This is a genomic window from Micromonospora sp. NPDC049081 (genome assembly GCF_040648835.1).
GTDB classification, from domain to species: domain Bacteria; phylum Actinomycetota; class Actinomycetes; order Mycobacteriales; family Micromonosporaceae; genus Micromonospora; species Micromonospora antibiotica.
Genome location: NZ_JBEZEK010000024.1, coordinates 18,917 through 39,685, shown reverse-complemented (window position 1 = coordinate 39,685; position 20,769 = coordinate 18,917). Strand labels below are relative to the sequence as shown.

Here is a 20,769-nt window from a genome sequence, read left to right as displayed (position 1 = left end):
ATGCCCGCATCCACCAAATCCGAAACCTGCTCCGGTCCGAGCTGGACGGACGCGGTGACTCAGCGCGGCTCCCACGCGTCGGGCAGGGTGGTCAGCCTCCGCACGTGCGTCGGGAGCCGGCCGCTGACCACCTCGGCGAGGCTCACCTCGTCGAGCACCTGTCGGACGGCGGCGCGGACGGCCACCCAGAGCCGGGGAAGGTTCTCCGCCGAGCCCTCGTACCTGGTCTCCTCGGGGCGCAGCCCGCGTACCCCGGCCAACGGGCCCTCGACGGCGCGCAGGATCGCCCCGACGGTGACCTCGCGCGGCGGTCGGGCCAGGGTGTAACCGCCCTCGGCGCCGCGCTGCGCGCGGACCACGCCGGCCCGACGCAGGTCGGCCAGGACCGCTTCGAGAAACTTGCGCGGCATGTCCTGCTCGCTGGCGATCGCCTGGGTGGAGAGCAGGGAGGGGTAGGCGGTGGCCAGGCTCAGGGCCGCTCGAACCGCATAGTCGCCGCGCGCGGAGATCTGCACCCTGCCATCATGCCCGTCCGGCGGGGGTGCAGGGGCCGCCGGGTCGACGTGGCGCGACGATCCGCTGCGGTGACCGCCCCCGGGCGGCCCGGAACGCACCCGGGCTCACCCCCACCTCCCGGGTGAAGAACCGGCCGAAGTTCGTCGGCTCGGGGAAGCCGAGCTGGCGACCGATCCGGGCCACCGGCTCGTCGGTGGCGGCGAGCAGCCGGCGGGCCTGGAGCGCGACCCGCTCGTCGACCACCTGCTTGGCGCTGCGCCCGGTCACCGCCAGACAGGCCCTGGTCAGGGTACGCACCGAGCAGCCCAGGCGGGCCGCATAGTCCTCCACCCGGCGGGTGTACGGGTAACCCGCCTCCACCTCCCGGCAGAACCGGCGGAACGTGGCCGCCTCGGTCCGCTGCGGATCGGTGTCGTCGGGTGCCCGTTCGGAGTCGCGGGCAGCGGGCAGCAGGGCCAGCCGGATGAGCAGGACGGCGAGCTGGTGCCGGAGCAGGGCGCGGACGGCCGGGTCGTCCCGGTGCCGCCGGTGGTCCACCACGAGTTGGGAGACCTCGTTGATGACGGCGTCCTCGTCCTCACCGGTCAGCTGGTGGTGGTGCGGCACCGCGGCGGGGTCGACGTCCAGCCCGTGCAGGGCGTCGGCGTGCCAGCGCAGCACGATCGCGTCGAGCCGCGCGGGACAGCGCAACACCTGGCCGGGCGTGGCCCGCAGCAGGGTGCCGGGCCGGCAGGGCAGCGCGTGGAAGTCCAGCTCGACGATGCCGTGCCCACCGGTGACCAGGATGAGCAGATCGTCGTCGAGCAGGACCGGCCGGGGTTGGCCGGCGCCGGGGGTGAGGTCGCCCAGCTCCAGGATGTCGATCTCGGGGCTGGGCAGGTCGGGACGGGTTGCCGGGGGAAGCTGACCGGAAGGGACCATCGTCTTCGACCGTAACCGGGGACGGCCGGGGTCGCATCCCGGCGACGGGACCCGGTCGCGCTCCCGGGTGGCCCGGTCGACCGTCGCGGGGTTGTCCGCCCGCCGGGACCGGACTACGTTACCGATCGGTAAGGACCGCGACGTGCGATGGGGTGCTCATGACGGATCTGTTCTCGGTCGACGGCAAGACGGTCCTGGTCACCGGCGGCTCCCGGGGGATCGGGCTGATGATCGCCCGGGGCTTCGTCCGGGCCGGGGCCACCGTGGTCATCTCGTCCCGCAAGGCAGACGTGTGCGAGGCGGTGGCCAAGGAACTGTCCGCCGAGGGGCGCTGCGAGGCGATCCCCGCCGACCTCAGCGACGACGCGGGCGCCGAGGCCCTCGCCACCGCCGTCGGCGAACGGTACGACCGGCTCGACGTGCTGGTCAACAACGCGGGCGCGACCTGGGGTGCGCCGCTGGAGTCGTACCCGGACGCCGCGTTCGACAAGCTCTGGTCGGTCAACGTGAAGGCGGTTTTCCGGCTCACCACCGCACTGCTGCCGCTGCTGCGCGCGGCAGCCGACGACGACGACCCAGCCCGCGTGATCAACATCGGCTCCATCGACGGCCTCCGGGTGCCGGCCATGGAGGTGTACGCGTACTCCGCGACGAAAGCAGCCGTGCACATGCTCACCCGCAGCCTGGCCCACCAGCTCGCCGCCGAGCGGATCACGGTCAACGCGATCGCCCCGGGCCCGTTCGACAGCAAGATGATGGCCTTCGCCCTGGACGACCCGGCGTCGCGGGCGGCAATCGCCCAGCAGGTGCCGCTCGGTCGGATCGGCCGCCCCGAGGACATGGCCGGCACGGCGATCTACCTGTCGTCGCGGGCCGGGGCGTACCTGACCGGCGCGGTGATCCCGGTGGACGGCGGCATCACCACCCACGGCTGACCGGCGTACCCGACGGGTGGCCGGCCGGGCCCGGGGTCCGGCGGTGGGCGGCCGGGCCTGGGGGTCCGGCGGTCGGGCCGGCGGGCTGGGTCGGGCCGGGTGCCCGACGGTCGGGTCGCGTACCGGCGGGCTGGGTGGCGCCCGGGGCCGGCGGTCGGGTCGCGTACCGGCGGGCTGGGTCGCGCCCGGGTGCCCAACGGTCGGTCCGTACCGGCGGTGGGGGTCGGAATGGTGCGGACTGGAAGTGGACGGCCGGAGCCGCGCGGACTCGGCAGATCCGCGCGGCTCCGGTACGGGTCGGTCAGCGGCCGGCGAGCAGCCGGGTCACCGCCGTGTCGACGTCCAGGTGCTCGGCCTCCCGGCCGCGCGGGACGACGACGTAGGTCCGGCGCAGGAAGCGCACCAGCACACTGCGCGGGACCTCGAACAGGGCGTTACCGTCGGGCGACGACAGGGCCAGCGCGACGAAGTCGCCGCGCGGGGTGGCCCAGGGCCAGACCCGGACGTCGCCGATGCCGGCCGGCTCGTCGAGGCCGGTGACCAGCAGTTCGCGGGCGAAGGACCAGCTCACCGCCTCGCCCCCGGCCGATTCGGCGTGGAACAGGACATGGACCGCATACGGATCAGCAGGGTCGTAACGCAGGCTGGCACGCACCGGCAATGCGGTGGCGTCAGGCGCGACGAGCCTTAGCGACGTCTCGACCTCTACGGTCGTCGGTCGGATGACACTCATGGACGTTCTCCCCCCGGCACCGCTGCGGAACGCGCGTGTCCCGCTTTTCCCATACTCAGGTGCTACTGCTGGCTACGCTCCGCCATACGCTGACTTCACCCAGTGGTGGGAAGGGGGTCCGAATCGCCGTGAGAATGTGAGAATTCTTGTAGGATTTCCGGTTCTGCCCAGTCGGGAGCCCGTCCGAAGTCGGGTGGTTCAGTCGTCGACTTACTCCGGTAACGTCCAGTGGTCTGCGCAAGTGACGGTCCAGGACGACACTGGGGGGTGAAATGGCCACGAAGCGTTCCTCAGTGGATGCGGTGAGTACGGCCGAGTCACCGAAAGTAGGGGCCCGAGCAGCCAAAAGGCGGGGTGACAGGGTGCCGATCACACCATCGGACCGAGACGGTCGGACGACCTCCGACACCGGGCGCACCGCCGGCGCCTCCCGCGCCGCCCGAGGCCGGTCCCGACCGGCCGCCAACGGGCGGGCCCGGGGCGGCGCGGGCCGGTCGGGCCGTACCGCCCTGGCCGCCCGCCCCACCGGCTGGCGCTGGCGGCTGCGCACCACCCTCGAGCTGATCCGGGCCAACCCCACCGGCCGGGTCGCCCTCAAGATATTCATCGCCGTCGCCGGGGCGCTCGTGGTGACCGTCGGCATCGCCCTCATCCCGCTGCCCGGCCCCGGCTGGCTGATCGTCATCGCCGGCCTCGCCATCTGGGCCGTCGAGTTCCACTGGGCCCGCCGACTGCTCGGCTTCACCCGCCGCCACGTCCACGCCTGGACCCGGTGGGCCACCACCAGGTCGCTGCCGGTGCGGTTCCTGCTCGGCTCCGTCGGCCTGGTCTTCGTCGCCGTGGTGCTCTGGCTCTCGCTCAAGTACAGCCTCGGCATCGACCTGGTCGCCCAACTGCTGCGCTACCTCGCCACGACCTGAACGGGCACCCCGGGTTTTTGGCTCCGCCCCACGATCGGGTAGAGTCAACGGCGCTGAGGGCGATTAGCTCAGTGGGAGAGCGCTTCGTTCACACCGAAGAGGTCGCTGGTTCGATACCAGCATCGCCCACTCTCAGTTCCGCAGGTCAGAGGCCGCTTCCCGAGTTCGGGAGGTGGCCTTTCTGCTGTCGTACCGCAGCGAAGCACAGTAGCCCGGCTACGGGGTGAGCGATGCGCCGAGGCGCTTGAGGGCGTCCCGGGTCGCGGTGGACGAGACCTGGGTGTAGATCTCCATCGGCACCGCGAAGCGGCCGTGCCGGGGGATCCGCATGACGCCCCGTCGAGGCAGGTCGAGGTCGGCCAGGAGGGTGGTGCAGGTCCGCCGGGCATCGTGGATGGGGGTTCAGCGTCTACGTTCGGGCCGGGTAGCCCATGTCGCAGCGACGGCGCACAGCATGAGGCAGACGAATAGGCAACTCAGCGCGCCACACAGGAACATGGCCCCAGCCTCGATGCCTTCCATGGGCCGAGCCTAGGCGTTCAGCCAGCCCTGCCCGCTGCGTGCCCGATGCACCTGGTGCCTGGTGGCTCTGCCGGAGGTGGGGGGTGGGGTGAGCCAGGCTGGAGGTTGTCCGGTGAGGGCGGTGTCGGCGAGGCGCTGGACCAGGTGCCGGAACAGGACCGAGCCGTGTCAGTCTGCGGGCGATGCGGGCAGGAAGGAGTCGTCGTGCTGGCGGATGAGGCCCGGGGTACGCGGGACCGCGCCGCTGCCCGGGTGTGCTTACGATCAGTGCTGTGAGCGCCGACCTCGACACCCTGCCGAAGATCGGTGCGCCCGCCTCTCGGGCCCTGCGTGACGCCGGCTATCCGACGCTGCGTGACCTCGTGGGAGTGCCGCGCGCCGAGCTGGCCAAGCTGCACGGCATGGGACCGAAGGCGCTCGGGATCATCCAGGATGCACTGGAACGGCACGGTCTGAGTCTCGGATAGGGAGTCGTAGCCCGCGACCGACGCCGCCGGGAGCAATTGCCGACCCGTGTTCCCGCTGTTCTGCGGTCAATGCGCTGTTCACCGGATCGTTCGGTAGGCCGCGAACGGAATGAGCCGTCCGGCCACCGGTTCCACCTACTGCACGGCATCCACCGACCCCGAGACCATTGGGACGAGCGGCCCATGGTGAGGGTGGCGACGTCGCCGGTAGCGTGGGACGAATTCGTGCCAGGGCCGCGAGGAGTGGACGTTGGAGAACGAGATTCAGCTGATCAGTGACGGCGATGGTCTGGCGGTCATCGGGCATCCGGCGACTGTCGATCGCTTCCTTACCGCTGAACGGCTGCCGTCGAAAGACCTCGGGCTCAAAAGGCTCAGCTCCACCCTGCGTACCGGATCGACGATCGCCAAGAGCGGCTCCGAGATCGCGGAGCACTCCGGTCGCTGGGTCCAGTTGACCGCGGCATCGGCGCAGGCGATGAAGAAGTACGACCTGATGAAGGGCTCGGGGGACGGCCTCAGCCGTGCCGTGCTGACCGACCGTGGCAAGATCACCGGTCTGTTGGAGATAGTGCACAAGAACCCCGGCACACTGCTGACCAATCCGGCGGTCCTGACCGGCGCCGCCGGGCTGATGACGCAACTTGCGATGCAACAGGCCATGGACGAGATCACCGAATACCTCGCTGTGATCGACGCCAAGGTCGACGCAGTGCTCCGTGCCCAGACCGATGCGGTGGTGGCGGACATGATCGGGGTGGAACTCGTCATCGACGAGGCGCTGACGATCCGCGAGCAGGTGGGCAGGGTTTCCGAGGTCACCTGGTCGAAGGTGCAGGCCACGCCGGTGCCACTGGCCCGGACCCAGGCGTACGCGCTGCGGCAGCTCGACGCCATCGCCGAGAAAATGGAGACCCAGACCAAGATTGGTGACCTGGCCAGGACGTCCAGGGAAGCCGAGATCAAGGTGCAGGAGTGGCTCGCCGTGCTGGCCCGCTGCTTCCAGCTCCAGGACGCGGTCGCCGTGCTCGAACTCGACCGGGTGCTGGATGCGTCGCCGGAAGACCTGGAGGAGCATCGGGTCGCTGTCCGGATCGCCCGACGTCATCGCCTTGATCTCATTTCGCGCAGCACCGAGCGTCTGCTGGCCCGGATGGACGCGGCCGCCGGGACGGCCAACGCGAAGGTGCTGCTCAATCCGGCCACTTCCCGCGCCGTCGTGCATTCGACCAACCACGTCGGGACCGCCGTCGTCGAGTTCCACGGCCGGCTCGGCATCGATCGCGACCATCGGTCGTGGAGTGCGAGGCGATGGCGGGACGCGGCGGTGGAGGTGCGTGACAAGGTCCTCGAATCGGGGACCGGGGTGCGTGACAAGGTCCTCGACACGGGCGTAGGGGTCAAGGACAAGGTGCTGGAGACCGGTGCGGAGGGCATCGGTGCCGCCAGCCGTTTCGGTGTGGGCGCCTTCGGCCGGGCCAGATCGGTGATGGGCAGGGTCTCCAGTGAGGTCGCCGAACGGGCGCAGCGTCAGCTCGGAGGTAGAGAGGAGTCCTGACGGGTCCCTGAGATCGAATCGCCTGGATCTCCCGTTGTGACCTTGAGGACCGCACCGCTCACCGTGGCAGACACTGCCCCCGCTTTACTGCCTGCGATGGGCGTGGCACGCTTCGTGGGCGTGGGGATGCACGCGGCGTCGGTGCGGGGTGAAGGGTAGGTCGACGGGGTTCGATGGCGAACATGTGGCGACGTAGGGCGGCGTATCCACTACTCCTCTGGTTTGTATTGGGCACCGTCACCGCAGGCGTGTGGATGCGGTTCGGTGTTTCCAACCTGACGACAGTGCTGACGATCGTGTCGACGGTGGCCGCGCTGCTGCCGCTGTTGAAGGTCGCCCCGCCGGGAACCGGCACGCCGAGCACCGAGGAGCAGGTCGACCAGGCCGTGCAGGTGCTCGCCATCGAGGTGCGCAAGCAGTGGGATGAGGAGGCTCGTCGGCGTCAGCTTCAGGAGACGCGTCAGATGCCGGTCCGTTGGGAGGTGACGGAACGGCCGAGAGCCCGGGTACCGCTGCCGTCCACCGGGGAGCTACCGCGGCTGATCGATGAATTCGTCGGGCAGCCCCGCAAAATGGTGGTCATCGGCGAACCAGGTTCGGGTAAGACGGGTCTGTGCGTCATTCTTGCCCTCGACCTGCTTAAGGAAGCAACCGGGCGAGTGCCGCTGCTGTTGCAGATCGCCTCCTGGGACCCGGCGGAGAACCTCGACGACTGGCTGGTCCGGCGACTGGTGGAGGACTATCCGTTCCTGGGTAGCGAGGTCCGGTTCGGCGCCACCGCGGTCCGTGAGATCGTCACCCAGCGCATGGTGTTGCCGATCCTGGATGGCCTGGACGAGATGGCACCAGCGCTTCGGTCCGTGGCACTGCACGCGCTCGACAGCGACTGGTCCGGCGAGCCTTTCGTGTTGACTTGCCGTACGAAGGAATTCCTGGCGGCCAACGAACAGAACTTGCTCATGGGTGTGCTGGTCGTCCGTCTTCGGCCGCTTGAACCTCAGGCGGCTGCGAACTTCCTGCTTGACGCCAGCGCCGACGCCCGGTTGGAGGAGTGGGAGCCGGTCCTGGCCGACCTGGTGGCCCATCCGTCGAACGAGCTGGCACAGACACTGACCAACCCGCTGATGCTCGCGCTTGCACGGACCGTCTATGGAGCTGAGGACGTGTCACCGGGTGAGCTGCTCGACAGGGACCGTTTTCCCCGGCAGCGTGACGTCGAGGAGTATTTCCTGGATCGGTTCATCCCCACGGTGTTCCGTGCCCGCCCGCACCGTGGCGTGCCGAATCCGACCCGGGCCTCCCGTCGGTGGGATCCTGCGGTCGCCCAGCAGGCGTTGGTCTTCCTGGCCATGCATCTCCAGACCCTGGGGACCCGTGACCTCGCCTGGTGGCAGTTGACCCGGGCGGTGCCCCGTCCGGTCCCGCAGGTCGTGCGGGTGACGGTGGGCACGCTGGGGTGTGGCTTACTGGGTTGGGTGATGTTCGCGTTGTTCGGCCGGCCCTACCTGGGGGCGGCCTTCGGCCTGGGAGTTGGCTTCTTCGCCGCGCTCCCGCTGGGAAGGTTGCGGGACAAGCGGCCACGTCGGTTCGTGCCCCGGATGCTTCGCCGCGCGGATCTGGCTCCGGAGTTTCTGGTTCGGGACATCGGCTTCGGCGTGGTGGGCGCCCTGGTCGGTGGTCTGATCGTCGGTCTGCTGTTCAGCGCCGGTTACGGGGTGTTGATCGGTTTGTTCTTCGGCCTGGTGTTCGGAATGGTGCGACGGTTCACCGAGCCGACCGAGACGAAGGAACCGGCCAGTCCGGGCAACGTGTTGCGCGGTGACCGCAGCACCGTCCTGTACGGGACCGTCCTGGGGGCGACGGCCGGTGCGTTGGTCGGTGGCTTCATGGGGGGCGTCGTCGGGGCCGAACAGTACGGCCTGATCTATCACCTGACCCCGGCGACGGAGGGACTTCTCGGTGCCTCGGTGGGGCTGCTGCTCGGGGCTGCCGGCCTCGGGATGATGGTCTACGCCACCAGCGCGTGGGCTCAGCTCGTGTTGGCGCGGATCTGGCTGGCGTGGCGTGGCAAAACGCCGCTACGGTTGATGACGTTTCTTGCGGACGCGCACAAGCTCGGCGTGCTACGCCAGGTGGGGCCGCTCTACCAGTTCCGGCACGCGCTGCTTCAGGACCGTCTGGGCCGGCCCGGACCGGGGCCGGTGGAAGCGCCGGAGGCGGAGCCGGCAGCTCGCGGATGACTGTCGGGCGGGCCGGGGATCACGTCGCCCGCGCCGTGGTGAGTTGCACCGGCCCGCTGAGGGACCAGTGCGCCACCCGGCCGGGCCACCGGTCGCCAGACCCGGCGTCGTCCACCACCGCGACGTAGCGGGCCTGCGGAAAACGTATGCGTGCCCAGGTGATGGGTATGTCCACCGGGCGGATCTGCAGGTCGGTCAGACGTCTCCGCACGCTGTCGCTGCCGCGCCCGGCACCGTCGTTGCCCCAGTAGCCGAATTCGATTCGCGCCTGGGGTGAGACGCCGGCACCGAGGTCGGCCTGTTGGTTCAGCAACCAGGCCACGTCGGCGGGGTTGGTCAGATCCACCGTGCGGACGGCGGACCGGCTCTCCTCGACGGTTACCTGTACCCGGAGCGCGACCACCTCGAAGGGGTGTCGCCGCAGCAGTTGTGACTGCGCGTCGAGCCAACTCCACTCGAAGGCTTGTTGCCGCCGTTCGAAGAGCACCAGTGCGGCAGCACGCGTGAGCGTGTACCCGATCAGCGCGACAGCGGTCCAGGTAGCCAGAACGTGTTCGACCAGCAGACGATCGGTGATCACAGCAAGCACGGCGGCCACCAGCCAGCCCAGTGTCACATTGCGGGCGTGTGCAAAGGACGACCGGTGAGAGCCGACGGCGAGTCGCCGCAACAACGCAGTTGGCCAGCCCAGTGGTGCCGGGGGTATCAGGACGCCCGGCCGTACGCTGCCCGAATCGGCCAGCATTCCCTCTGCTGTCCCCACCGCCTGCCGCCTCTCACCGGCACCCCACCGCGCTGCTGCCGCCGTGCTCCTCGCCACGGCGACCACGCGGCCCGCTCGTCTCCCGGGTTCACTGTTCAGGAGCGATCGACTTTCTCCCGCCTACTCTACCGGCCGCGATCGCACACCCACCGAACGTGAAGACAAACCGCTAGACAATGCCTGTACGTCAGCGGCTGTCATCTGCACGGGGGTTTGCCGCCATGGGACGGATGTTCCCCGCCGGCCAGAGGAGCAACCGATGCGGCCGGCGATCGGTGGAGTCGGGTTCCGCTGCGGGTAGACGCGGGCGGGCGAGGGTGCCGGATCGCTGCCGATGTCGGTCGATCAGGTGATGGACCAGCCCACCCGCCAGCATCATGAACAGCATGCCGAACAGTCGGTCACGGCTGCCCTCGGGGTACCGGTGGCGGAACTCCCGGCGTAGGTGCCCGATTCGTCGGCCGGTCTCGAACAGGGTGATCGATCCCAGCGTCACCTCGGTGGTCACGCCGGTGGCGCGGTCCAGCGCCACATCGTGGTAGTCGTCCAACACCTGGAGGACGTCGCCGAGTTCCACGAGCAGCCGTTGGTCGAGCGGTGGCAGCGCCGGCCGGAGCAGCCCGAAGAGCGCTGTCGTGCCGAGTCCGCCCTTGCCGCGGGTGATCCGCCGCAGGGCCTGCCCCGAGACGACGGAACCGCGCTGCTGCCGCGACTGGATCTGGAACCTGTGCATCCGGCGAAGTGCCGCATGGACCGGTACGGAATCCTCGTGCCGCAGCACCGTCTCGATGGCGCGGTAGAGCCCCAACAGCATTATCTCGGCATCCGACTGCGGCTGGAAGGACCCGCCGTCGAACAGGACCGTCAACCGCTCGTCCAGGTCGGGGACGTGGAAGTTGTCGAACAGGTCGTCGTACACCCGGGTGAAGGAGCTTCCCAGCACGGCCCGGTCGGCCTGGAATGCGATGCCCACGGCTTGCGCGTAGCCCGACATGCCCAGACACACCTTGACGCTGGTGCTTAGCAGGATCCGCGAGATCTCCCGTTGTCGGCCTTCGCCGGTGATGCTCGCGTCGATGATCGGCCCTACCGTCCGGTCGAAGACCTCGATGATCTCGTCGATGTCGCGTCTGACGAACCGATACACGCTCGGCCAGCCCAGCGCCAGTGGCGCGAGACGCAGTACCGCGATGACCTCAGTGGACACGGCCGGTGCACGCGGGCCGAGCCGACGGGGACGGCCCTGATGCAGGATCTGGACCCGTCACCGCCGGCCACCGTGCCCGCCGGGCGGCCGGTGCGAGTGCGTTGCGGGGATCGATCGTTGCCTAGGGGCTTGTTCACGACTGTGGGCCATGTAGCGACACTATCGAAGAACATCACCGGGTGTGTTCGGCTGATGACGCGCCGGTTCGCAGTGGTGACCTCAGCGCGGGCCGGAGGGGTCAGCTCACGGCCCGGTCGTGAGGTGCGGCACGCCACGACCACTCTCGGCTTCTCCGTCACCGATAGTGCCGGGTGATCAGGCGGTGTGGCGTACTGAATCGGGGATTCACTGTCTGTCCACTGGGGCGACCTACCCTGCCTGGCATGACATCGAAGCGTTTCGAGCTCCGGCGGGTGTTGGCGACGGTCGTCGCGTCGATCGGCGCGGTCGCGCTGGTCGTGGCGCCCACGACGCCCGCCTCGGCCTCCACCATCCGCGACGGGTGGGTGCAGCTCTGCCCCTGGGGCAACTACCGGGTGCACCTCGAGTACCTGGCGCTCAACAACCAGACCCTGCCCCTGGGCCCGGTCCTCGACCCGGGAGCCGACTGCTGGTGGGGGCCGGTGCCGACCGGCAGCGAGGCCACCCTGATCTCGGTCGTCGGGCACTTCAACACCAGCACCGACACCTTCCTGGTGATCGGCCCGAACCGGAAGTACGAGACGTTCTACAACGGCGTCACCGGGATCGGCATCGCCGCCGAGGGCACGACCGCCTCCGGTGGCCGTAAGGACGCGCACTACTACCGGTACTGATCCACCCGGAACAGGGAGACGCTCATGGTCCGCGCTGCCCGCGTACTGCTGGGGCTGTTGCTCATCTCGACGGTCGCCGTGCCCCCGCCGTCGTCGGCGCAGGCAGCGGCCCGGCCGGCGGGGGTGCCGCCGTCGACAGGCGGGGCGGCGTCGCTGGTGGCGGGCGTCGCGGGGGATGCCGAGCTGACCGCCGGCAACCGGATCGGCGGGGTCGCCGGGATGCCCGACTGGTCCCGGGTCGGCTATCTCGGCGGCCAGTCGTTGCCGACCGACGGAGATCTGGCCGGCGGCGCCTGCACGATCGACCCGGCCCGGCTGGCCGGTGAGTTCGGGGTCCGTGCGGACGACTCGGTGGACGACAGCGTGGGCCTCCAGTCGGCCATCGACCGGATCAAGGCCAACTGCTCGCCGTCCGGCAACGCCCGCCGGCTCTCGCTGATCGCGCTGCCGGCCGGGCGGATCGACATCTCCCGGCAGATCTACGTCGACGCGAACTTCCTGGTGCTGCGGGGCCAGGGCGCGGGCAGCGGCGGGACCCGGGTGGTGTTCCGGCCGGACGTCAACACCCGGTACGACACGCTGACCGCCGACGGCAGCCGGTGGAACCAGGACACCATGACGTTCGGCTCGGCACCGGACACCGGCACCGGGGGCTGGATCTGGCCGGGCCGGGCGTTGTTCAAGGTGCAGACCCGCGAGGTCGCCGAACGGTACGCCGACGAGTGGTCCGCCGCCCCCGCCAACCGTAAGGACCTGTTCGAGGGCTCGATCAACCAGCACTGGGCCTCCGGCCAGAAACTGGGATCGGCCTCCACCGACCCCGGATTCTCGGCCCGCGCCGGGCAGAACGTGATCCGGCTCGACGCCAAGGCGAAGATGGACGGCTTCCGGGTCGGCGGCTACGTCTGGGTCGGGGTCGCCAACAGCCTGCGATTCTACGAGCAGCAGGGGCTCGCGCCGGACGACCCGGGCACCCGCGAGAACCTGCACATGCGCCAGCAGATGTTCCGGGCGACCGCCGTGAACACGTCGGCGAAGACCGTCACCCTGGACCGCCCGCTGGAGTACGACGCACCGGTCGACTCCACCTCGGACGGCTCCGCGCCGATCGCCGGCAACGTCTACACCAGCAAGATCACCCCGCTGCGTGCGGTGGAGGGCGTCGGCTTCGAGAACTTCGCGTTCTCCCAGGAGATGTCCGGCCTGCCCAAGCTGCTCGGTGGCGTCTACCAGCCGAGCCCGACCGACGCCGTGCACAACTACGGCAACCTGGCCCCCGAGTACGCCATACACGGCATCGCCTTCAAGTGGGCCGCGAACAGTTGGGCGCGTGGGTTGGCCGGGTCGATGACCGGCTCGCACCCGATCGTCACCGAGGTCGCCCGCAACCTCCAGATCGAGCACAACACGTTCGACGGGGCGTGGAACAAGGGCAAGGGCGGCAACGGCTACCTGCGCGGCAGCCGGGTCTGGGACTCGCTCTGGGCCTACAACACCAGCCGGAACCTGCGGCACTTCACGTTCCAGTGGTCGGCCAGCGGCAACGTGGCGTTCGGCAACGACCTGGATTCCGACCTCAACCTGCACGGCGGCTGGGAACGCTACAACCTGTTCGAGGGCAACACCGTCCGTGTCCCGTACGAGCACCGGTCCGGCAGTTGCACCGCCAACTGCGGCGGCGAGGGCGGCGAACTGGAGGACGGCACCTGGTTTCCGATCTGGTGGGCGGCGGCGGCAAAGGCGATCAAGTGGTCCGGCGCGTCCGGCCCGCAGAACGTCTTCCACCGCAACACGATGATCAAACAGTCCGTCGCCGGGGGTCCCTACCTGCCCTACGAGCCGTACTCCAGCGACGGCGCCGATGCGGAGGCGATCTACCAGTTCGGGTCCGACCAGGCGAATCCGCGCGCGTTCACCCCGCTGAGCCAGGGCGGTGCGGCGATCAAGGACTGGTCCGGCCGGGAGACCGTGAACTACGCCGGCCAGGGTGTCGCGGTACGCACCGGCGAACGGTGGCCGTCGCTGTTCCTGCGCGACGTCGGCCAACTCGAACCACGCGACGGCAACCGCCGGACGGTCGTGACCTGGAACATGCAGGGCGCGGGTTCCAGCGCGGGCGGCACCTACGAGAACAAGTACGCGACCGTGACGGGTTTCCTCAGCGCGGGGGCGCTGGCGGTGGCGCTCCAGGAGGCCGGGTCGCCACCGGCCGGCAGCGCGCACGAGCGGGGCCAGTACACCCAGAACGTGTTCCAGAACAACGGTGTCTTCCCTCCGGTGTACGAGTACTACCTGGGCACCCTGCTCGGTGAACCCACCCGTCACCTCTACTGGTTGAACACGGACACCTCGACGCAGGGCCCGAACCGGGTCAACCTGGCCATCGCCACCGCCCAGCGGGCCGACCAGATCGCCCTGGTCGCCGGTCAGGCGGGTGCCCGGCCGGCGCTCGGCGTGCGGATCGGTGAGACGTTCTTCTTCACCGTGCACGGCTGGTCGGGCAACGGAGCCGGCAACGACATCCCGACCACGCTGGCGAACATCCGCACGTACATCCAGAACAATCCCGGCCCGAACGGCCCGTACGAGTGGATCGTGCTCGGCGACTTCAACCGTGAGCCCCAGGATCTGCGCAACGCCCTACCGGCCAACCAGTACGGCGTGATGGCCCCGGACGGCAACACCCACCCGACCCTGGGGCCGGTACGCACGCTGGACTACGCCGTCACCGCCTACGGCAACGGTGCGCCGAGGCTCTTCCAGGCCCACACGGAGACGACGATCATCAACTCCGACCACCACCCGGTGACCTACGGCTTCGAGTTGCGCGCCGCCGCGGAGGTGCCACCACTGTCCACGCCGACGATGCCCGGCCGGGCCCTGCTGCGCAACGCGGCCACCACCCGGGTGGCCGACGCCGAGCCCAACGGCGGGCCGCTCGTCGTGGACACCGCGTACGACCCGTCGCGGGCGCAACAGTGGCGGCTGGAATGGGACAACGAGTTCCCCGGTCACCTGCGCCTGCAACGGGTACGGGAGGGCAACTCGACCGACGACCGCTACCTGGGCCTGGCCGACGCCGCCCCGGACGCCCGTGCCGCACTGGGCTGGTCACCGTCGCTGGCCCAGCTGTGGCGGCCGGTGAGCAACGGCGACGGCACGTACACCCTGCTCAACTACCTGACCGGGCAGGCGCTCACCGCGCTGCCGGGCGACTTCCTGCTGGCCGCCCGGGACGCCACCGACTCGCCGTACCAACGCTGGTTCTTCTCCTCCTCGACGGACCTCGAACTGCGGCGGGACATCCTGCCCGTCACCGCCCCCGCCGGCACGGAGGCCGAGCTGGGGGTGGCCGGCCCGGACGGTGTCGAGGGCCGACCGGTACAACTGCTGCCCACCACGACCGGCACCAGGGAGTGGCAGCCGGTGCCGGCCGGGCAGCGCGGTGCCGACCGGTGCTTCTATCTGCTCCACGGCGACGAGTACCTGACGTCCACCCCCGACGGGGGCCTGCCCCGGCCCGGCGCCCACGTCGTGCTCGACGACTACGACCCGCACAGCGAGGGACAGCTCTGGTGCGTCCACCAGGACAGCACCTCGATGAGCATCTACAACAACACGGTCGTGCAGGGCCAACTCGTCCAGACCTACCTGACCGGCCACGGCCTGAACGCGCACCTGAGTGTGGAGTCCGTGCCGGACAACGGGCGCGACGGCTGGCGCTGGTGAGTGACGCCCGGTCAGCCGGCCACCGCCTCGGGCACGCCCTGCTCTCCGGTCGGCATTGCGGCCTTTCGCGTAAGCTGAAGGCCGTCGATGTCGTCGACGGCCGGGGGTACCGAGGTGTGGCGGGGCTGATGTCGGGACAGGGCGTCGGGGGCGAGCACCGGATCCGCTCGCCAGGCGCACTGCGACTGCAGATCCTCGGCCCGCTCCGGGCCTGGCGGGACGGCGTCGAGCTGGACCCCGGTCCCCGCCAGCGGGCCTACCTGCTCGCCCTGCTCCTGGCCCGCGCCGGTGGGCCGGTCAGCGCCACCGAGCTGATCGACCTCGTCTGGGGAGACGACGCCCCCGCGACCGCGCTCAACGTCATCCACAAGTATGTCGGTGCGCTGCGCCGCCTGCTGGAACCCGAGCTACCACCCCGCGCGGTCGGCTCCTACCTGCACCGGCACCCGACCGGCTACCGGCTGTCCGCCACGGCGCAGATGCTCGACCTGGTCGCCTTCCGCGAGCACGTCGTGGCCGCCGACGCCCACCGGGTCGGAGGGCGGGGCGTGGCCGCCCTCGACGCATACCTGCGGGCGCTCGCGTTGTGGCGGGGGCCGGCCGGTGACGGGCACGTGCACCGGCCGGGTGCCGTCGCCCTCTTCGCGGCGCTGGACGGGGAGTTCCTCGCCGCCGCCGTCGTCGCCGCCGACCTGGCCGTCTCGCTGGGGCAGCCGCACCACGTGCTGGCCCCCCTGCGCCTGGCGGCGACGATGGCACCCCTGCACGAGCCGGTGCAGGCGAGCCTGGTCACCGCGTTGGCCGCCGCCGGTCAGCAGGCACAGGCACTGGCCGTGTTCCGGGCCGTCCGCACCGACCTCGCCGAGCAACTGGGGGTCGACCCCGGCCCGGCCCTGGGGCAGGCCTACCACCGGGCGTTCGGCCCGGCGTCGCCGCGGTCGGTGCCGCCCGTGGCACCCCCGCTACAGGCCCCGACCGGTGGCGGCCTGGTCGGCCGGGCCGGCGAACTTGCGGCACTGCGCCACGCGACCACGGCGGCCCTCGCCGGGGGCACCGCGCTCGTGGTCGTCCAGGGCGAGCCCGGGGTCGGCAAGACCCGGCTGCTCCGGGAGGCCACCGCAGAGGCGGAGCAGCGCGGCGCGTTCGTCGTCCGGGGGCACTGCCCCGAGGGCGGCGGCGCCCCCGCGATGTGGCCGTGGGTGCAGGTCATCCGCGCCGTCCTCGACGGGCTGCCCGCCGGGCAACGACACACCTCGGTCGGCCGGGAACTGGGCAGCCTCCTGGAACCGCGCCGGGATGTCCTCGCCGCGCCGGTGCTGCCCGACAACGGCTTCCCGTTCCGGCTCTTCGAGCAGGTCGTCGCGATCATCGCGGCGGCCTCGGCGCAGCGGCCGATGGTGCTCGTGCTCGACGACCTGCAGTGGGCTGACAGTGCGTCACTCCAACTGGTCAGCCACCTCGCGGCCCGCCTGCCCGACCGCACCACGCTGATCGGTGCGCTACGCGACCGCGCCCCCACCCCCGGCTCCGCACTGTCCCGGATGCTCGCCACGCTCAGCCGGCTCCCCGGCCACCAGCGGATCATCCTCGGCAACCTCAACGAAGCCGAGGTGGCCGAACTCATCCGCCGGGAGACCGGTGCCGTGCCCACCCCCGATGCGACCCGCGGCATCCTCGCCCGCACCGCCGGGAACCCGTTCTTCGTCCGGGAGCTGTCCCGCCTGCTCAACGACCGGCCCCGGGGGCGGGCCGGCGTGCCGGCCACCGTACGGGACGTGGTCATCGACCGGATGGCCGGGCTGGACGCCGACGCCCGCGACCTGCTCCGGATTGCCGCGTTTATCGGCCGGGAGGTGGAACTCGGACTGCTCGCCCGCGCCGCCGGCCTCGACCTCGACGGCTGCCTCGAACGGTTGGAACCGGTGCAGGCGCTCGGCATGCTGGAGAGCCGGCCGGACGATCCGTTCTCGCTGAGATTCGCCCACGACCTGGTGCGCGAGGCGGTGGCCGCGACGACCCGACCGGCACAGGTCGGGCAGCTGCACCTGCGTATCGCGGACGCGCTGGAACGGGGCGGGCCGGACGCCGAGACGGTGGCCGAGCGCCTCGCGCACCACCTGTGGTCCGCCGGTCTGCTCGCCGAGCCGGCCCGGACGGCCCGGGCGCTGATCCGCGCGGGCCGGCACGCGGCGGGCAAGTCGGCGCTCGACGTCGCCGAGCGACACCTGCGCGCGGCGGTGCAGGTGGCCCGCGGCGCGGGCCTCGCCGAGTGGGAGCTGGCCGCGCTGGCCCAGCTCACCGCGGTCCTCGGGATGCGGTCGATGTACGGCTTCTCGGTGACCGACCTGCTGGAGCGGGCCGAGCACCTGGCCTGTGGCCTCGGCCTGGAACGGGAGGCGGCCAGCTTCCTCTACTCCCGCTGGGCCGCCCTGGTCCAGGCGATCGAGCTGGACCGCAGCGCCCCGTTGGCCCGCCGGCTGCTGCGCTGGGGCGAGGAGTCCGGCGATCCGTGGGTGCTCGCCTGCGGTCTGCACGCCTGGGGCCTGCAACAGTGGGACTACGGGGAGATCGGCGAGGCGATCCGCTGGCTCGACCGGTCCCGGGACATGATCTTCGACATTCCGCGCCGGGACGGGGACCCAGTGCGGCACGACCTCCAGCTGCTGATGGCCGCGATGCTGGCCGAGGTCACCACGTTGCACGGTGCGGTGGCGGACGGGCGGGCCCTGCTCGACGGGCTCGAAGACCTGGCCGGCGAGGACCCGTACATGGTCACGGTGTGGGCGTGCGCCGCCACCCGCATCGCGGTGATCGTCGGCGATCCGGTGCTGGCGCTGCGCGCCTCCGGGCGGGGGATAGCGGTCGATCCCGGGTTCTCCTTCGTCTTCCTCGGCACCTACCAGCGGCTGGCCCGCTACTGGGCGCTGGCGGTCACCGGCCGGGACCCGATCGGCAACGCGGACCGGGCGCGACAGCTCATCGCCTCGCACCTGCTCGACCCGCCCCGCTCGGACGTCGCCGCCTGGCACGGGCTGCTCGGTGAGATGCTCATCGCCGGTGGGGCGGTCCACGCCGCCGCGACGGCGCTCGACCAGGCCGACTTCTATCTGGAATCCTGCGGTCAGCGCCATCCGGAAGGGCTGCTGCTCCTGCTGCGGGCCCGGCTCCTGCGGGCCCAGGGTGAGCCGGTCGAGGTCGTGACCGCCGCCGCCGAGCAGGCACGGGCGGTGTCCGCCGAGCGGGGGGCGTTCCTGCACACCCGTCGCGCCGAACGGCTCCTCGCCGAACTGGCGACCCTGCCTACGCGATAGCGGCGTCGACCGTGGCGGGCATCCTGCCGTACGGCTTCCGGCACGTCCTCGGTGACCGCTACGTGCCGTTCGGTTTCGGCACCTGACAGCACCTCGCGGCGGTGCACCGCTTGACAAGCCGCCCCGTCCGGAGTGGACGATGGGACGTGAGAATTCTCGTGGTGGGCGGCAGCGGCCTGATCGGCACCCATGTGGTCGGGGTGCTGCGCGGGCGGGGCCACCCGGTCACCACGGTGGCCCGTACCGCCCAGCCGGGCGTCGACCACCTGCTCGATCTGGAGTCCGCCGCGATCGACGACCTCCGGCCGTTGCTCGCCGGCCACGACGGGGTCGTCCTCGCCACCCGGGCGGACGAGCAGCGGGTGCTGCCCCGGCCGATCCACCCGCTCCTGCGTCGGGAACTCGTCGACCCGGTGGTGCGCCTGTTCACCGCCGCCCGCGAGGAGGGGCTCACCCGGGGGGTCGTCATGGGCTCCTACTACACCCACTTCGACCGGTTGCATCCACGGTGGCGTCTCACGACCCGCCACTCGTACATCAGGTGTCGGTGGGAACAGGCCCGGGAGGGCCGGGCCGCCGCCGGCCCGGATCTGCCGGTCACCGTGCTGGAGTTGCCGTTCGTGTTCGGCCGGACCGGCGACCGGCTGCCCAACTGGGCCGGCCCGCTCGACCGGTGGGCACGGTCCCGGGCGCCGCTGGCGGTCCCCGTCGGTGGAACGGCCGCCGCTTCGGCGCGCAGCGTGGCCGAGGTCGCCGTCGACGCGCTCGAACAGGCCCGGGGCGAGGACGTCCCGGTCGCCGACGAGAATCTCACCTGGGCGGCGATGATGGGCCGCATCGCCGACGCGGTCGGCCGTCCCCGTCGGGTCGGCCGTCTGCCCGCCCCCGTCGTCCGCGCCTCGCTGGGCTGCGGTGGCCTGCTGCACGGTCTCGCGCGCCGGGAGGCGGGCCTCAACCCGACCCACCTCGGCGACCTGCTGCTGGCCGAAATGTTCATCACGCCCACCACCGGCCGGTCGCTGGAACCGGCGCTGCGCGCCACCTTCGCCCCCACCACCTAGACACGCCGCCGGGCGGCGACGGGGTCAGGCGCGCCACCGCCGGGCGGCGACGGGGTCAGGCACGCCACCGCCGGGTGCGCTGCCGGTGGGCATGCCCGCGCGTCGGACGTTGCCGCCGCCCAGGCACGCCGCAGGATGGCCCGCGTCGGGCGGGCGGGGCGCTACAGCCACACGCAAGGTTCGCGTTAGGTCCGCCCGCGACGATCGGGCGTATGAGTGAGATCGGTCGCACGCTTCGGGTTCCGGACGCCAACCTGTACTACCAGATCTGTGGTTCCGGGCCGGTGCTGCTGATACTCCAGGGCGGGGACGGGGACGCCGACCGGGCGGCCGGTCTGGTCGAGCAGCTCGCCGACGCGTACACGGTGGTCACCTACGACCGGCGTGGCCTGTCGCGCAGCGTCATCGACCCCGACGACGGGCGTCCGGTGCCCGTGGAGACCCACGCCGACGACGTGCACCGGCTGTTGGCCGAGGTGGCCTCGGAGCCGGCGGTGGTGTTCGGTTCGAGCATCGGCGGCCTCACCGGGCTGCACCTGGCCACCCGGCACCCGGAGCAGGTCCGGGTGCTGGTCACGCACGAGCCGCCGATCCTCGACCTGCTGGCCGACGACATGTGCCGCACGGTCAACGCCGGTCTGGACGAGGCGGAGGAGCTGCACCGGGGCACCGGTGGCCTGCCGGCCCTGCTACGCCTGGGCGCGCTCAACGGCGTGGACTTCCGCCGGTTGGAGACCGAGCCGGGGGTGACCATGTCCCCACCCGACGAGCGGCGCACCGCGAACATCGAGTTCTTCCTGGCCCGGGACCTGCCCGCGTTCCGGGACTACCGGCTCGACATGGACGATCTCGACGCGATGAAGACCGCGCCGACCCGGGTCGTCCCGGCCGGCGGGCAGGACTCGCACGGCGTGTGGGGCTACGTCGCCGCCGAGCGCCTCGCGGCCCACCTCGGGGTGGCGACCACGGATTTCCCCGGCGGGCACGCCGGCCTGACCACCCACCCCCGCGCCTTCGCCGCCCGGCTGCGCGAGGTGCTCTCCAGTTTCGGCGTCTGACGATCGGGAGGCG

The 20,769-nt window shown here is 71.1% G+C and carries 15 protein-coding genes, 1 tRNA gene and 1 pseudogene; 11 read left to right on the top strand and 6 right to left on the bottom strand.

Going from position 1 to position 20,769, the window contains the following annotated elements:
• Positions 1 to 59: 59 nt before the first annotated feature.
• Together AB0B63_RS26430 and AB0B63_RS26425 are read right to left on the bottom strand one after the other, a co-directional pair.
• The gene (locus AB0B63_RS26430; protein WP_208569873.1) at positions 60 to 515 is read right to left on the bottom strand and encodes an Rrf2 family transcriptional regulator; all 456 of its coding nucleotides are present in this window, start codon (positions 513 to 515) and stop codon (positions 60 to 62) included.
• 7 nt (positions 516 to 522) lie between these two features.
• Positions 523 to 1,437, bottom strand: a complete 915-nt coding sequence (locus AB0B63_RS26425; protein WP_357023412.1) for an AraC family transcriptional regulator — start codon at positions 1,435 to 1,437, stop codon at positions 523 to 525.
• A gap of 158 nt (positions 1,438 to 1,595) precedes the next feature.
• On the opposite strand from AB0B63_RS26425, the gene AB0B63_RS26420 reads away from it, so the two are divergent.
• Complete coding sequence (locus tag AB0B63_RS26420) at positions 1,596 to 2,372, top strand: glucose 1-dehydrogenase (RefSeq protein ID WP_208569871.1); 777 nt, start codon at positions 1,596 to 1,598, stop codon at positions 2,370 to 2,372.
• A gap of 301 nt (positions 2,373 to 2,673) precedes the next feature.
• On the opposite strand, the gene AB0B63_RS26415 is transcribed toward AB0B63_RS26420, so the two are convergent.
• Positions 2,674 to 3,105 carry an SsgA family sporulation/cell division regulator gene (locus AB0B63_RS26415; protein ID WP_053653619.1) on the bottom strand — a complete coding sequence of 144 codons (432 nt, stop codon included), beginning with the start codon at positions 3,103 to 3,105 and terminating at the stop codon, positions 2,674 to 2,676.
• A 272-nt stretch (positions 3,106 to 3,377) separates the two neighbouring features.
• Between AB0B63_RS26415 and AB0B63_RS26410 the strand changes: the two genes are divergently transcribed.
• Together AB0B63_RS26410 and AB0B63_RS26405 are read left to right on the top strand one after the other, a co-directional pair.
• Positions 3,378 to 4,025 carry a TIGR02611 family protein gene (locus AB0B63_RS26410; protein WP_208569870.1) on the top strand — a complete coding sequence of 216 codons (648 nt, stop codon included), beginning with the start codon at positions 3,378 to 3,380 and terminating at the stop codon, positions 4,023 to 4,025.
• A 57-nt stretch (positions 4,026 to 4,082) separates the two neighbouring features.
• Positions 4,083 to 4,154, top strand: a tRNA-Val gene (locus tag AB0B63_RS26405).
• Positions 4,155 to 4,241: 87 nt separating this feature from the next.
• On the opposite strand, the pseudogene AB0B63_RS26400 reads toward AB0B63_RS26405, so the two are convergent.
• A pseudogene (locus AB0B63_RS26400) lies at positions 4,242 to 4,460 on the bottom strand (site-specific integrase); the annotation flags it as partial.
• Between the two features lie 359 nt (positions 4,461 to 4,819).
• On the opposite strand from AB0B63_RS26400, the gene AB0B63_RS26395 reads away from it, so the two are divergent.
• From AB0B63_RS26395 to AB0B63_RS26385, 3 genes are all read left to right on the top strand, one after another.
• Positions 4,820 to 5,014, top strand: a complete 195-nt coding sequence (locus AB0B63_RS26395) for a helix-hairpin-helix domain-containing protein (protein ID WP_357023407.1) — start codon at positions 4,820 to 4,822, stop codon at positions 5,012 to 5,014.
• A gap of 250 nt (positions 5,015 to 5,264) precedes the next feature.
• The gene (locus AB0B63_RS26390; RefSeq protein ID WP_357023405.1) at positions 5,265 to 6,572 is read left to right on the top strand and encodes a hypothetical protein; all 1,308 of its coding nucleotides are present in this window, start codon (positions 5,265 to 5,267) and stop codon (positions 6,570 to 6,572) included.
• Positions 6,573 to 6,856: 284 nt separating this feature from the next.
• Entirely contained in the window at positions 6,857 to 8,812 is a 1,956-nt protein-coding gene (locus AB0B63_RS26385) for a hypothetical protein (protein WP_357023403.1), read from the top strand.
• Positions 8,813 to 8,831: 19 nt separating this feature from the next.
• On the opposite strand, the gene AB0B63_RS26380 is transcribed toward AB0B63_RS26385, so the two are convergent.
• Both AB0B63_RS26380 and AB0B63_RS26375 read right to left on the bottom strand, forming a co-directional pair.
• Entirely contained in the window at positions 8,832 to 9,428 is a 597-nt protein-coding gene (locus tag AB0B63_RS26380) for a hypothetical protein (RefSeq protein ID WP_357023400.1), read from the bottom strand.
• 334 nt (positions 9,429 to 9,762) lie between these two features.
• Entirely contained in the window at positions 9,763 to 10,782 is a 1,020-nt protein-coding gene (locus AB0B63_RS26375; RefSeq protein WP_357023396.1) for a class 1 isoprenoid biosynthesis enzyme, read from the bottom strand.
• Between the two features lie 383 nt (positions 10,783 to 11,165).
• On the opposite strand from AB0B63_RS26375, the gene AB0B63_RS26370 reads away from it, so the two are divergent.
• The 5 genes from AB0B63_RS26370 to AB0B63_RS26350 all read left to right on the top strand — a co-directional run bounded on the left by AB0B63_RS26370 (position 11,166) and on the right by AB0B63_RS26350 (position 20,756).
• Positions 11,166 to 11,597 carry a hypothetical protein gene (locus tag AB0B63_RS26370; RefSeq protein WP_208569866.1) on the top strand — a complete coding sequence of 144 codons (432 nt, stop codon included), beginning with the start codon at positions 11,166 to 11,168 and terminating at the stop codon, positions 11,595 to 11,597.
• A gap of 24 nt (positions 11,598 to 11,621) precedes the next feature.
• Complete coding sequence (locus AB0B63_RS26365) at positions 11,622 to 15,326, top strand: hypothetical protein (RefSeq protein WP_357023393.1); 3,705 nt, start codon at positions 11,622 to 11,624, stop codon at positions 15,324 to 15,326.
• Between the two features lie 128 nt (positions 15,327 to 15,454).
• Entirely contained in the window at positions 15,455 to 18,637 is a 3,183-nt protein-coding gene (locus AB0B63_RS26360) for an AAA family ATPase (RefSeq protein WP_357023390.1), read from the top strand.
• A 146-nt stretch (positions 18,638 to 18,783) separates the two neighbouring features.
• A complete protein-coding gene (locus AB0B63_RS26355; RefSeq protein ID WP_357023387.1) occupies positions 18,784 to 19,698 on the top strand; it encodes an NAD(P)H-binding protein in 915 nt (304 codons plus the stop codon).
• A gap of 212 nt (positions 19,699 to 19,910) precedes the next feature.
• A complete protein-coding gene (locus tag AB0B63_RS26350; protein WP_357023384.1) occupies positions 19,911 to 20,756 on the top strand; it encodes an alpha/beta hydrolase in 846 nt (281 codons plus the stop codon).
• Positions 20,757 to 20,769: the final 13 nt, after the last annotated feature.

Bases quoted from the DNA above. Each gene is read 5' to 3' on its own strand.
- AB0B63_RS26425 (WP_357023412.1), bottom strand. From the start codon at position 1,437: ATGGTCCCTTCCGGTCAGCTTCCCCCGGCAACCCGTCCCGACCTGCCC.
- AB0B63_RS26420 (WP_208569871.1), top strand. From the start codon at position 1,596: ATGACGGATCTGTTCTCGGTCGACGGCAAGACGGTCCTGGTCACCGGC.
- AB0B63_RS26415 (WP_053653619.1), bottom strand. From the start codon at position 3,105: ATGAGTGTCATCCGACCGACGACCGTAGAGGTCGAGACGTCGCTAAGG.
- AB0B63_RS26410 (WP_208569870.1), top strand. From the start codon at position 3,378: ATGGCCACGAAGCGTTCCTCAGTGGATGCGGTGAGTACGGCCGAGTCA.
- AB0B63_RS26370 (WP_208569866.1), top strand. From the start codon at position 11,166: ATGACATCGAAGCGTTTCGAGCTCCGGCGGGTGTTGGCGACGGTCGTC.
- AB0B63_RS26365 (WP_357023393.1), top strand. From the start codon at position 11,622: ATGGTCCGCGCTGCCCGCGTACTGCTGGGGCTGTTGCTCATCTCGACG.
- AB0B63_RS26360 (WP_357023390.1), top strand. From the start codon at position 15,455: ATGTCGGGACAGGGCGTCGGGGGCGAGCACCGGATCCGCTCGCCAGGC.
- AB0B63_RS26350 (WP_357023384.1), top strand. From the start codon at position 19,911: ATGAGTGAGATCGGTCGCACGCTTCGGGTTCCGGACGCCAACCTGTAC.